Source organism: Streptomyces canus, assembly GCF_030815415.1.
GTDB classification, from domain to species: Bacteria; Actinomycetota; Actinomycetes; order Streptomycetales; family Streptomycetaceae; genus Streptomyces; species Streptomyces canus_F.
In genome coordinates this window covers 7,590,862-7,603,390 of record NZ_JAUSWW010000001.1, presented here as the reverse complement: position 1 = coordinate 7,603,390, position 12,529 = coordinate 7,590,862, and the positions used below count along the sequence as shown (strand labels likewise).

Sequence of the window (12,529 nt, the reverse complement as noted above, 5' to 3'; positions counted from 1 at the left end):
TCGGTGTCGGGTACCGCTCGCGCGGCTTACAGGTGCGGCAGGATCGCCGGCATCAGGTCCTGGAAGGTACGGCCGTTGGCCGGGGTACCCAGGGCCGTCATCGTCCAGCCGGGGCCCGTGCGGTGCACCTTCGCCATGATCTGGGCCGTGTAGGCGCCACCGCCCGCGAGCGTGTAGCGCGCCAGCTCCTGGCCGTTGGTCTCGTCGACCAGGCGGCAGAACGCGTTCTGCACCTCCTGGAAGGTCTGGCCCGTGAAGGAGTTCACGGTGAAGACAATCTGGTCGATGTGGACCGGGATGCGCGCCAGGTCGACGAGGATCGCCTCGTCGTCGCCACCCTGGCCGACACCGCCGACGAGGTTGTCGCCGGTGTGGCGCACCGAGCCGTCGTCGCTCACCAGGTGGCGGAAGAAGACGACGTCGACCGGCTGCTTGTCCGCGAACAGGACAGCGGAGGCGTCGAGGTCGATCTCCCGGGTGCGCGAGCCGAACAGGCCGCGACGGGGAGCCGCCTGCCAGCCGAGACCCATGCGCACCGAAGTCAGGCTGCCGCCATCGTTCTTCTGCAGACTGATGGCCTGACCCTTGGTCATGTTGACGGTCACGCGCTGATTCCCCTCTCGAACTGTCCCCTGTTACCGCGGGCTCCGCGGTTGACCAGAACCCTACGCAGTGGCACTGACAGTGCCGCTACCCAGGTCCGCACTTTGTGTCGGTCTTGCAACACAGCGCGTTCGCGGCGGGGCGGGAGAGGGAGCGGGGCGCCCGTCAGGCCAGGCCGGCCTCCCTCATCTGACGCAGTTCCTTCTTCATCTCGGAGACCTCGTCGCGCAGCCGGGCCGCGATCTCGAACTGGAGGTCGGCGGCGGCGGCGCGCATGCGCTCGGTCATCTCCTCGATCTGCCCCGCGAGCTCGGCAGCGGGCCGGTCGGTGGGCACGGTCTCCTTGGCCTTGCCCTTGGTGCCCTTGGCCGCCTTGCCGCCGAGAGAGGGCACGGGGGCCTTGGCGGCCTTGCCGTCCTTCTGCTTGCGGTACCCGGAGCCGAGCAGCTGCTCGGTGTCGATGTCCTCGCGGGCGATCTGCGCCACGATGTCGTTGATCTTCTTGCGGAGCGGCTGGGGGTCGATGCCGTGCGCCGTGTTGTACGCGACCTGCTTCTCCCGGCGCCGGTTGGTCTCGTCGATGGCCTTCGCCATCGCCGGAGTGATCTTGTCGGCGTACATGTGGACCTGACCGGAGACATTGCGCGCCGCGCGGCCGATGGTCTGGATCAGGGAGGTGCCGGAGCGCAGGAAGCCCTCCTTGTCGGCGTCGAGGATGGCCACCAGGGACACCTCGGGCAGGTCGAGGCCCTCGCGCAGGAGGTTGATGCCGACCAGGACGTCGTACTCGCCGGAGCGCAGCTCACGCAGCAGTTCGACGCGGCGCAGGGTGTCGACGTCGCTGTGCAGATAGCGGACCTGGATGCCGAGCTCCAGGAAGTAGTCGGTGAGGTCCTCGGACATCTTCTTGGTGAGCGTGGTGACCAGGACACGCTCGTCCTTCTCGGTGCGCTTGCGAATCTCGTGCACCAGGTCGTCGATCTGGCCCTCGGTGGGCTTGACGACGACTTCCGGGTCGATGAGGCCCGTCGGGCGGATGATCTGCTCGACGACGCCGTCCCCGCGGGAGAGCTCGTAGTTGCCCGGTGTCGCGGACAGGTAGACGGTCTGTCCGATCCGCTCCTGGAACTCCTCCCACTTCAGTGGGCGGTTGTCGAGGGCGGAGGGCAGCCGGAAGCCGTGGTCGACGAGGGTGCGCTTGCGGGACGCGTCGCCCTCGTACATGGCGCCGATCTGCGGGACCGTGACATGCGACTCGTCGATGACGAGCAGGAAGTCGTCCGGGAAGTAGTCCAGCAGGGTATTCGGCGGGGAGCCGGGCTCGCGGCCGTCGAAGTGCATCGAGTAGTTCTCGACGCCGGAGCAGGAGCCGATCTGGCGAAGCATCTCGAGGTCGTACGTCGTTCGCATGCGCAGACGCTGGGCCTCCAGCAGCTTGCCCTGCTTCTCCAGCTCGGTGAGGCGCTCGCCCAGCTCCTTCTCGATGTCGTTGGCGGCCCGCTCCAGACGCTCGGGGCCGGCGACATAGTGGGAGGCCGGGAAGACGTACAGCTGCCGGTCGTCGCTGATGATCTCGCCGGTGAGCGGGTGGAGGGTGGACAGGGCCTCGATCTCGTCACCGAACATCTCGATGCGGACGGCGAGTTCCTCGTAGACCGGGAAGATCTCGATGGTGTCCCCGCGGACGCGGAAGGTGCCGCGGCTGAAGGCCAGGTCGTTGCGCGTGTACTGGATGTCCACGAAGCGGCGCAGCAGCTGGTCGCGGTCGATCTCGTCGCCGACCCTGAGGGGGACCATGCGGTCCACGTACTCCTGCGGGGTGCCGAGGCCGTAGATGCAGGAGACCGAGGCGACCACGATGACGTCACGGCGGGTGAGCAGCGAGTTGGTCGCGGAGTGGCGCAGGCGCTCGACCTCCTCGTTGATCGAGGAGTCCTTCTCGATGTAGGTGTCCGACTGCGGGACGTAGGCCTCGGGCTGGTAGTAGTCGTAGTACGAGACGAAGTACTCGACCGCGTTGTTCGGCAACAGCTCCCGGAACTCGTTCGCCAGCTGGGCGGCCAGGGTCTTGTTCGGGGCCATCACCAGGGTGGGCCGCTGGAGCTTCTCGATCATCCACGCGGTGGTGGCGGACTTGCCGGTGCCGGTCGCACCGAGGAGGACGACGTCCTTCTCACCGGCCTCGATGCGCTTGGCCAGGTCGGCGATGGCCGCCGGCTGGTCACCGCTGGGCTGGTAGGGACTGACGACCTCGAAAGGCGCCACCGTGCGTTCGATCTGGGAAACGGGCCGCATGGAGTCCACCGTACGACCCCCCACTGACAACGCGGTCCGATCAGCGGTTCTGCGGGGTGCGGGAGCTGCGGTGGCCGACGCCTCGGCGGGGGCGGATCGCGGCACCGCGCGGGGGGTGCGGGGCGTCGGCGTGGGCCGGGATGCCCGGCTTGTTCTCGGTGGGGGTCCACTCGGGTTTGCCCATGACCATGAGCGGGTCGAACATCACGACGACGCCGGCGATCAGCAGAAAGGCCAGGGGGCCGACCATCATGGGCGCGAGCAGCCCGGCGGGCGAGTCGCCCGAGGAGGGGGCGCCGCCGACGCCGTGCAGGTGGACGCTGAGGGCCGCCATGCCGGTGTAGTGCATACCGCTGACGGCGAGCCCCATGACGAGACTCGCGCCGACACTCCACAGGAAGCCTCTGACCTGGCCGGCCGCCCACAGGGCCGCGGTGGCGGCGCACATGGCTATGACGACGGAGGCGCCCACGGTGAGCGTGTTGTATTCCAGTTTTCCGTTGAACCGCATTCCGGCCATGCCGAGATAGTGCATGGAGGCGACCCCGAGGCCGGTGATGGTGCCGCCGGTGAACAGGGCCGTTCCGCTCGCGCCCCGGTAGCCGACTATGAAGATCCCGACGCCCACCATGACTATGGCGACGCCGAGACTCGCGAAGGTCGTCGGCTTGTCATAGTGGATCGGCGCGCCTTTGACCGTGAAGCCCATCATGGCGACGAAGTGCATGGTCCAGATGCCGGAACCGATGGCCGCGGATCCGAGGGCCAGCCAGCCGGGTCTCCAGGAGTTCGAGACGAGCATGGACCGGGTGGTGCAGCGCAGACCGAGGGCACCTCCCAGGCAAGCCATGAGGTAGGCCACCAGCGGTGTGACGAGTCCGTAGCTGAATCCGTCGACCGTGCCTTGCATGCGCGGTGTCCTTCCCGCCCTCTTGCGTCCCCGAATGTGCTGAAATGCGCCCCCTCCCAGGACCGCCCGAGCGGTCAGGGCCGAGGCAGAGAGTATGACCCCCACCGGAATGGTCGAACGATTTTCCTGCAAAGAAACACGTCCCTGCCGCAGTTGTGCGGCACCAGTGAGCGGAGTTGGGCAACCTCATTCAATCTGTGGCCATTCTGTACCCCCCTGCTGTTGGCCCTCTGCTGTCACAGTTGAGCTGTCCGTGATCGCTCGCCGCAAGGAGTCAGCATGCACGCGCGCGCAGTTGCCGCCACGACCTCCGCGCTCCTGGGGACTGCCACTCTCCTGCTCCCCGCCTCCGACGTCCGCGCCGTCGAGGTCGGCGACCCGCCGACGGTCATCGCCCACCGGGGCGGGTCCGCCTACGCCCCCGAGAACACCCTGGCCGCCGTCGACAAGGCGGCCGGGCTGGGCATCCGCTGGGTCGAGAACGACGTCCAGCGCACCCGGGACGGCAAGCTCGTCGTCATCCACGACGACAACCTGCGGCGCACCACCGACGTCGAGGAGGTCTTCCCCGACCGGGCGCCCTGGAAGGTGAAGGACTTCACAGCGGCCGAGATCGCGCGCCTCGACGCCGGAAGCTGGTTCGGCCCCGCCTACGCGGGCACGCGCGTGCCGACCCTGGAGCAGTACGTGCGCCGCGTCGACCGCAACCACCAGAAGCTGCTGCTGGAGATCAAGAATCCCGAGCTCTACCCGGGCATCGAGCAGCAGACCCTCAAGGTCCTCGCCAACGAGAGCTGGCTCGACCGGCAGCACCGGTCCAAGCTGATCGTGCAGAGCTTCAGCGCGGACACGGTGCGCACTGTCCACAAGCTGAAGCCCGACGTCAGGACCGGTCTGCTCGGCACGCCGAACGTGGCGGACCTGCCCGGCTACGCGCAGTTCACCGACCAGATCAACCCGTCGCACAGCACCATCTCCACCGGGTACGTCTCCGCCGTCCAGGCGTTCACGGGGGCGCACGGCAAGCCGCTGGAGGTCTTCACCTGGACCGTGAACGACGCCACCACCGCGAGGCGGGTCGCGAGGTACGGCGTCGACGGCATCATCACGAACACGCCGGACGTGGTGCGGAACGCGGTGGGAGCGCCCTGAGAGCTGTCCCGCCCGGGGGTGCCGTGCTCCGGGCGCACGCCGGGCGTTGTCAGTGGCGGGTCGTACGGTGGGTCGCATGAACAGCCATGGGCAGTCCGAGCAGCAGGTCGTGTGGGCCGTGATGGACACCGACATCGGTCCGCTGCTGCTGGCCGCGACCCGCGAGGGTCTGGTCAACGTCGTGTTCCACGCCACCGAGGCGGTGCGCGAGCGCGCACTCGACCGGCTGGCGTCCCGGCTGGGCACCGAGCCCGTGGAAGCACCCGGCTCCCCGCTGCTGGCCGAGGCGATACGCCAGGTGAAGGCGTACTTCGCGGGCGCGCGGCACGACTTCGAGCTGCCGCTGGACTGGTCGCTGATCTCCGGCTTCAACCGTGAGGTGCTGCGCGAGCTGGCGTCCGGGGTGCCGTTCGGCAGTGTCGTGGGATACGGGGACCTGGCCGGACGGGTCGGCCAGCCGGGGGCGGCCCAGGCCGTGGGGGCGGCGATGGGCGCCAATCCACTGCCGGTGGTCGTGCCCTGCCACCGCGTCGTCGAGCGCGACGGCGGCATCGGCGGGTTCGGGGGCGGTCTGGAGACCAAGCGGAAGCTGCTCGCCCTGGAAGGGGTGCTTCCGGAACCGCTGTTCTGAACCGCTGTTCTGAACCGGAGAGCGTGACGGATCCGTCCCCGCGCGAAGGCCGGCGAAAGCCGCGGCTCGGGCTCGGGCGGTCTGACACCTCTTGAGGGGGCCGCGCACGGGTGAGCCCCCTCGCCGTGCTTCGCTACTCGTAGTGGCGGGCCTCGAAGACGTTCCCGTCGGGGTCGCGGAAGTAGAAGCTGCGGCGGGCCATGCCACGGGCGCCGAAGGAGTCGTAGGAGAAGTCCGAGACGGGGACCGACTGTTCCTCCAGGCGGACGCGGAGTGCCTGGAAGTCGTCGCCGGGCAGGGCCAGGCAGACATGGTTGACGGGATGGCCCGAGCTCTCGGTGGCGCCGGGGAGCATCGTCATGCGTTCCGTCATGGTGAGCGGCATCAGGTCGAAGATGGTCTCGTCATTGAGTCGTACGGAGGGGAAGGACACCGCTCCCGCGGCGTAGTCGGTGATCCTCAGTGGTTCCATGCCGACCGCCTTCTCGTAGAAGTCGGCCGACGCCACCGGGTCGTGCACCCAGAGGACGACATGGTCGAGACGTGTGGCGTTGTCCGTCATGTCCCCAGGCTGATGTCCTCCCCCACGGCCCGCAAGGGTTTGGCCGGGTGTGCTGCCCGCCAGAGATCAGGGAGGACCCATCGACAGGAGGCAGGCGCGTGGTGCTGGTGTTGTCGGAGGAAGTGCGCGAGGCGGTCGACGCGCGTCGACCCGTGGTGGCCCTGGAGTCCACGATCATCGCCCACGGGTTGCCGCGGCCGCGGAACCTGCAGGTGGCGCTGGAGCTGGAGGACGTCGTACGGCAGGAGGGTGCCGTACCCGCGACGATCGCGGTGCTGGACGGACGGCCCCATGTCGGCCTGGACAAGCAGCAGTTGGAGCGGGTGGCCAACGAGGACGGGATCCGCAAGCTGGGCCATCGTGACCTGCCGCTCGCGGTGGCCGCCGGGGCTAGCGGGGCGACCACGGTGTCGGCGACGGCACAGCTGGCGGCGCTGGCGGGTGTGCGGGTGTTCGCGACCGGCGGGCTCGGCGGGGTGCACCGGGAGTGGACGGTGACGCAGGACGAGTCGGCGGACCTGGGGCTGCTGGCGTGCACGCGGATCACGGTGGTCTGCGCGGGCGTGAAGTCGATCCTCGACGTGCCGGCGACCCTGCAGCGCCTGGAGACGCTGGGCGTGGCGGTGGCCGGGTACGGCACGGACCGCTTCCCCGGCTTCTACCTGTCCGATTCGGGGCATCCGGTGGACTGGACTCTGAACTCCCCGCAGCAGGTGGCGGAGGTGATGCGGGCTCAGGACGTCCTGGACGGACCCGGGTCGGCGCTGATCGTCGCCAACCCGGTCCCCGAGGCGGAGCAGTTGGACCCGGAGCTCCACGCGCGCGTACTCGCGGACGCGTTGCGTGCCGCCGAGGAGGCGGGGGTCACCGGTCAGGGGGTCACGCCGTTCCTCCTCTCCTACCTCGTACGGCACACCGACGGCGCCTCCCTGAGCGCCAATCTGGCGGCGGTGCGGGGCAACGTCCGGCTGGCGGGGCGGATCGCGGCGGCCTGGGCCGGGGCGTGACGGTCGCGGCGGACGGCTCCGGGGCCGAACCGGTGCCGGGTGGTGCGCTGTTGGTCGTCGGTGACGTCGTCACCGACATCGTGGCCCGGCACCGGGGGCCACTCGCGCCGAGCACCGACACAGCTGCGGCGATCCGGACGCTGCCGGGCGGCGCTGGGGCCAACGTGGCCTGCTGGGCGGCTCGTCGGGGCGGCGTCGAGGTACGGCTGCTCGGGCGGGTGGGCGCGGACGCGGCCGCATGGCACGAGCGGGAGCTGGTGACCGCCGGGGTACGGCCCCGACTCGTCATCGATACGCAGGCGCCGACCGGGACGGTGATCTGCCTCGTCGACACGGGTGCCGCGGCCGAGCGGACGTTCCTCACGGACAGCGGCGCGGCCCTGCGGTTCGAGCCGGACGACTGGTCGGACGCGCTGCTCGACGGGGTGGCCCGCCTGCATCTGTCGGGCTATCTGCTGTTCTCGGAGCCGAGCCGCGCGCTGGTGGAAGTGGCCTTGGCCGCCGCACGCGCGCGTGGTGTGCCGGTGAGCCTGGATCCGGCGTCGACGGGGTTCCTCGTGGAACTCGGCGTCGACCGTTTCCTGGCGCTGGTGGAAGGGATCGACGTCCTGCTGCCCAGCCGTGACGAGGCGCGGCTGCTGACCGGGCTGCCCGACCCGGTTGACGCGGCGGCCAAGCTGAGCCGTCACGTCCCGCTGGTGGTCGCCAAACAGGGGGCGGACGGTGCGCTGGTGGCCCGCTCGGGTCAGGTGCTCGCCCAGGTCCCGGCCGTACCGGCGACCCCCAGGGACACCACGGGCGCGGGCGACGCGTTCACGGGCGCGTTCCTCGCCGCTCTCCTCACGGGTGCCGAGCCCGAGGCGGCGGCGCGGGAGGGGTGCCGGGCGGGGGCGATGGCGGTCGAGCGGCTGGGCGGCAGACCGCCGACCGTGACCGGCTGACGTCCGGCCACCGGGGTGGCGGCTCGTGGGAAGCGGACCGCCGATCCCTCAGGGCGGCGGGCGGCGGGCGGTGGCCGGTGGTGGGCCGGTGCCGTGGGCCGCTTCACGCCGGCTCCCGGACCCGAGCGGACCGCCGATCCCTCATGGTGCCGAGGTGGTGGCCCGCGGTGGGCCGGTGCCCTGGGCCGGTCCACACCGGCTCCCGGACCCGAGCGGACCGCCGATCCCTCATGGTGCCGAGGTGGTGGCCCGTGGTGGGCCGGTGCCCTGGGCCGGTCCACACCGGCTCCCGGACCCGAGCGGTGCCGCCCTCACTGCCCGGCTCCCGCCCCTGTCGGCGCCCGACCCGCCGCTACCTGTCGCCGACCGTTTCCGACCGCCGTCAGCCGAATGGGCTGCGGCTTCCGGCCCCTCCCGCACGCCGATTCCCGCCCCGCCCTACGCCTTGCGCCCCCACGCCGAGATCATCGGCGCCGTGGCCAGGTCCATGCCGCCCGCCGCGACGTTCGCCAGGTGCTGGTCGATGTCGTCGTCCGTGGCGAGGCCCGCGGTGACGAGTTGGTCGCGGATCTGGCGGATCGTGGCGGACTCCAGGGCCGCGCAGGCGGGTGAGCTGAGCGGGAAGTACGCGTCGGCCTCCACGCGGTGCAGGCCCGCCTCACGGAGCAGGCGCGGCAGGCGGCGGCCGTAGGAGAGGTCGGCGCCGCGGTCGGCGAGCAGTCGGCGGAAGCCCTGGCGCAGACGGTTCGCCAACTGCTCGGCGGGGCCGTGATCGTCGGGGCAGGTCAGAGGCTGGAGGGCGGGGTCGGCGTCCTCGATCAGGAGACGGCCGCCGGAGCGCAGGGACTTTGCCATCGACCGCAACGCCCGTTCCCGGTCGGGCACGTGGACGAGGACGAGCCGGGCGTGGACGAGGTCGAAGCCCTCCCCCGGCGACTCCTCCGTGCCCACGTCGTGGACCCGGACCTCGACCGGCGGGCGGGCGGCCGCGGCGAGCCGCGAGGTGTCGATGTCAGTCGCGACGACCCGTCCGGTCGGGCCGACCTTCTTGGCCAGCCAGGACACCACGGACGTGCCGCCGGCGCCGACCTCCCAGCAGCGCCAGCCGGGTCCGATGCCGAACGACTCGAGGTGGCGGAACGTCGTGGGGTCGAAGAGGGCGGCGAAGGCGGCGAAGCGCTCTGCGGCCTCGGCCTGTTGGTTGTCGAGGAGATACCCGTCGGTTCGCATCATGCCGCGATCATCCCATTTGCCTGTCGTGTCCCTGCGGGTCGACGCTCCGGCGCCCCGACGCCACCGTACGACGCACGCCGGAACCACCGGCCCTCACTCCGCCGTCACAGCGACCGAAGCCCGTCATCCACAGGCGGGAACAAAGCGGAACATCCTGTTCCCACAGGCTTGCACGCCTTTCACCCCGAGCTGGCAGACTGGCCGGCCAGGGCGCAGAGATGCGGTGAGCGGGGATCCACGCTAGGAGATCCAGATGTCCATGGCAGGGAATCTGCGGAAGGTCACGAGCCTCAGCAGGGTCGGTGGCCTCCGCAAGGTGGCGCGGCTGGCGCGGCGGCGCCGACGCGTCGACCTGAGCCACCCGGCCCGATCCCCTCTGGGTTCCTCCGTGGTGAACTGCGTGACGTACCGGGACGGCGGACGTGTCCAGGGCGGCAGCGATCTGGTCGACGCCGTGGAGCTGGTGCGCAAGCACGGCGACGGTTTCGTCTGGCTCGGTCTCCACGAACCGACGGACCAGGAGTTCGCGGGCATCGCGGAACTCTTCGAGCTCCATCCGCTGGCGGTCGAGGACGCGGTCGAGGCGCATCAGCGGCCGAAGCTGGAGCGGTACGACGACGTGCTGTTCGCGGTGTTCAAGACGGTCTGCTACGTCGAGCACGAGGAACTCACGGCGACGAGCGAGGTGGTGAACACCGGCGAGATCATGGTGTTCGTCGGCGAGGACTTCGTGATCACGGTCCGGCACGGCATGCACGGCTCGCTGGGCCCGCTGCGCGAGGAACTGGAGGCCGACCCGCAACAGCTTGCCAAGGGCCCCGCCGCGGTGCTGCACGCGATCGCGGACCATGTGGTCGACGACTATCTGCACGTCACCGACCTGGTGCAGGCCGACCTCGACCAGGTCGAGTCGGACGTCTTCTCCGAGAACGGCGCACGGCTCGACCCGGGGCGCATCTACCAGCTCAAGCGCGAACTCCTGGAGCTGAAGCGGGCCGTGGTCCCGCTGACCCGGCCCATCGAGGAGCTCTCCACCCGGCCGATACGGGCGGTCGCCCCGGAGATACAGGCCTACTTCCGCGATGTGTCCGACCACCTGCTGCGGGCCAAGGACCAGATCGCCGCCTTCGACGAACTGCTCAACTCGATCCTTCAGGCACACCTCGCCCAGGTCTCGGTCGCACAGAACGAGGACATGCGGAAGATCACGGCCTGGGCCGCGATCGTCGCCGTGCCGACGATGGTCTGCGGGGTGTACGGCATGAACTTCGAGCACATGCCGGAACTGCGCTGGGCGTTCGGCTATCCCCTGGTCCTCGGCGTGATAGCCGTCGCGTGTCTGACGCTGTACCGCGGCTTCCGGCGCAACGGCTGGCTCTGAAACCGAGGAGGAAGCGGGGGCGGAGAGGGAGCCAGGGGCGAACGGGGCGGACTCCACCCGTCGGAGGCGGGCGCACTCTCACCCACCCCAGCGCGCCCACCCCCGACCGCGCCTCGCGGGTCAGCGCATCGGGCTCTTCGCGTAGACGCTCTCCGCCCAGGTGTGGATCTGGTCCTCCGTCAGGTGCTGGGCCAGGTCTGCCTCGCTGATCATGCCGACCAGACGCTTGTTCTCGATGACGGGAAGCCGGCGGATCTGGTGGTCCTGCATCTCGCGGAGCACATCGCCGACGTCGGCGCCCGCCTCGATCCAGCGCGGGGTGCCCTGGGCCATCTCACCGGCCGTGACCTTGGCGGGGTCGTGTCCCACGGCCACACAGCCGATGACGATGTCGCGGTCGGTGAGGATGCCGCAGAGCCGTTCGTTCTCGTCGCTGATGGGTAGCGCTCCGACGTTGAGCTCACGCATCAGCTGGGCGGCGCGGTCCAGGGTCTCGTGGGCGGGGATCCACTGGGCGCCGCGGTGCATGATGTCTCCGGCGGTGGTCATGAAGTACCTCCCGGTGCCGGACGGCCGGCGCGGCGCGGGGCGCACCGCTAGTCCCGGCGCCCTACATTCTCGCCGCGCCGCCGGGCCCCCGCACCCGGAAGCCGGGGAGCCGCTCAGGCCGAGAATCCGACGATCTTCCGCGGCAGGATGCGGATGATCACGCGGACCTCGTCCTCGTTCTCGGCGGGCGGGTCGATGCCGAGGTATTTGTGCGACAGGTCGTGCGGGAGCCGCTTGTCCGGGTCCGGGAGGATCTCGGCGGTGCCGCGGATCTCGACCGAGGTGTAGGGGTTGGCGAGGTCGTAGACCGAGACGCTGATCCGAGGGTCGCGGCGGAGGTTGCGGACCTTCTGCCGGTGGTCGACGGAGGAGAAGAGGACGGTGTCGCCCTCGCGTTTGATCCAGACCACCGAGTTCTGCGGGGAGCCGTCGGGGCCGAGGGTGGCGACGCTGGCGAAGTTCTTGCCGTCGAGGAGGGCGCGGACGGAGTCGTCGAAAGAGAGGTGATCGCTCAGGGAGGTCGTCATGGCACCCATCCTAGTTAGATGCACGCGCATGTAAAAGTGGTTTAGTGGATCTTCTCCGGAGAACGGCCGGAAGTGCCGGGTCAACCACCCCGGATCAACCGCCCCATGCCGGGTGCCGGGGGTCGTCGGCCCTCACCAGGACATCGGCGGTGCCGGCGGGGTCGGTCTCGTCCGCGTAGCGCTCGAAGGCCTCCAGGGTCCACTGGTCGGCTTCGGGGGTGCGGCGGCGCAGGGCGGCCGGGGAGAGGAGGACGTGGACGGACAGATCGAAGGGGAACCAGTGCCGCAGCAGGAGGGGACCGTGCAGCAGCAGGACGCCGCCGGGCGGAAGCCGGACATAGGGGCTGCGGGTGGCGCGGTCGGTGTCGGGGTCCCACAGGTCGGGCAGGACGCGGCCGTCGCCGCCCGGTTCGAGGGGGCCGAAGACCTCGCGCCACAGGGCACCGGTGTCGAACCAGCCGTCGTAGTACGCCTCCACGTCCTGGCGGCCGTACTCCAGGCGGAGCGAGGCGGGACGCAGAAAGCCCTGGGTGCCGACGACGAGCGAAGGACGGCCGCGTATCCGCAGCGCCTCGGAGACGCGCTCGGCGAGATCCTGCGGGCGGGCCGCGGGAGGGCCGTCGAAGGCGACACGCGGCCAGGGACTGTCGTCGGTCGGCTTCAGGTCGAGCAGGCGGTCGGCCAGCACGTCGCCGAGCCGCTCCCAGGTGATCGCTTCGAGTCGCACACGGCCCATGA

At 70.3% G+C, this 12,529-nt stretch carries 13 protein-coding genes; 5 read left to right on the top strand and 8 right to left on the bottom strand.

Going from position 1 to position 12,529, the window contains the following annotated elements:
- Positions 1–26 precede the first annotated feature (26 nt).
- From QF037_RS35150 to QF037_RS35140, 3 genes are all read right to left on the bottom strand, one after another.
- Positions 27–605, bottom strand: coding sequence for a TerD family protein (locus QF037_RS35150; RefSeq protein WP_046263565.1), 579 nt, complete (start codon positions 603–605; stop codon positions 27–29).
- Between the two features lie 163 nt (positions 606–768).
- The gene (gene uvrB / locus QF037_RS35145; protein ID WP_307032193.1) at positions 769–2,898 is read right to left on the bottom strand and encodes an excinuclease ABC subunit UvrB; all 2,130 of its coding nucleotides are present in this window, start codon (positions 2,896–2,898) and stop codon (positions 769–771) included.
- Between the two features lie 40 nt (positions 2,899–2,938).
- Positions 2,939–3,808 carry an MHYT domain-containing protein gene (locus QF037_RS35140; RefSeq protein WP_307032192.1) on the bottom strand — a complete coding sequence of 290 codons (870 nt, stop codon included), beginning with the start codon at positions 3,806–3,808 and terminating at the stop codon, positions 2,939–2,941.
- Between the two features lie 279 nt (positions 3,809–4,087).
- On the opposite strand from QF037_RS35140, the gene QF037_RS35135 reads away from it, so the two are divergent.
- Together QF037_RS35135 and QF037_RS35130 are read left to right on the top strand one after the other, a co-directional pair.
- Complete coding sequence (locus QF037_RS35135) at positions 4,088–4,960, top strand: glycerophosphodiester phosphodiesterase (protein ID WP_307032190.1); 873 nt, start codon at positions 4,088–4,090, stop codon at positions 4,958–4,960.
- Positions 4,961–5,036: 76 nt separating this feature from the next.
- Positions 5,037–5,591 carry a methylated-DNA--[protein]-cysteine S-methyltransferase gene (locus QF037_RS35130; protein WP_307032188.1) on the top strand — a complete coding sequence of 185 codons (555 nt, stop codon included), beginning with the start codon at positions 5,037–5,039 and terminating at the stop codon, positions 5,589–5,591.
- Between the two features lie 133 nt (positions 5,592–5,724).
- Here QF037_RS35130 and QF037_RS35125 read toward each other — a convergent pair whose 3' ends face one another.
- On the bottom strand, positions 5,725–6,153 hold the full coding sequence (locus QF037_RS35125) for a VOC family protein (protein ID WP_307032186.1): 429 nt from the start codon (positions 6,151–6,153) through the stop codon (positions 5,725–5,727).
- Positions 6,154–6,251: 98 nt separating this feature from the next.
- On the opposite strand from QF037_RS35125, the gene QF037_RS35120 reads away from it, so the two are divergent.
- Positions 6,252–7,160, top strand: coding sequence for a pseudouridine-5'-phosphate glycosidase (locus QF037_RS35120; protein ID WP_307032184.1), 909 nt, complete (start codon positions 6,252–6,254; stop codon positions 7,158–7,160).
- A complete protein-coding gene (locus QF037_RS35115) occupies positions 7,157–8,101 on the top strand; it encodes a carbohydrate kinase family protein (RefSeq protein ID WP_307032182.1) in 945 nt (314 codons plus the stop codon). Before QF037_RS35120 ends, QF037_RS35115 begins: the two co-directional genes overlap by 4 nt.
- Before the next feature lie 438 nt (positions 8,102–8,539).
- Here QF037_RS35115 and QF037_RS35110 read toward each other — a convergent pair whose 3' ends face one another.
- Positions 8,540–9,334 (bottom strand): methyltransferase domain-containing protein, encoded by a 795-nt coding sequence (locus QF037_RS35110; protein WP_307032179.1) that lies wholly within the window; start codon positions 9,332–9,334, stop codon positions 8,540–8,542.
- 253 nt (positions 9,335–9,587) lie between these two features.
- On the opposite strand from QF037_RS35110, the gene corA reads away from it, so the two are divergent.
- A complete protein-coding gene (gene corA, locus QF037_RS35105) occupies positions 9,588–10,715 on the top strand; it encodes a magnesium/cobalt transporter CorA (RefSeq protein WP_307032177.1) in 1,128 nt (375 codons plus the stop codon).
- Between the two features lie 120 nt (positions 10,716–10,835).
- Here the strand turns inward: corA and QF037_RS35100 are convergent, their stop codons facing one another.
- The 3 genes from QF037_RS35100 to QF037_RS35090 form a co-directional block, all read right to left on the bottom strand.
- On the bottom strand, positions 10,836–11,264 hold the full coding sequence (locus QF037_RS35100) for a CBS domain-containing protein (protein ID WP_307032175.1): 429 nt from the start codon (positions 11,262–11,264) through the stop codon (positions 10,836–10,838).
- A 113-nt stretch (positions 11,265–11,377) separates the two neighbouring features.
- Entirely contained in the window at positions 11,378–11,791 is a 414-nt protein-coding gene (locus tag QF037_RS35095; RefSeq protein WP_307032173.1) for a PPOX class F420-dependent oxidoreductase, read from the bottom strand.
- 94 nt (positions 11,792–11,885) lie between these two features.
- Positions 11,886–12,527, bottom strand: a complete 642-nt coding sequence (locus tag QF037_RS35090; protein WP_307032170.1) for a uridine kinase — start codon at positions 12,525–12,527, stop codon at positions 11,886–11,888.
- Positions 12,528–12,529 lie beyond the last annotated feature (2 nt).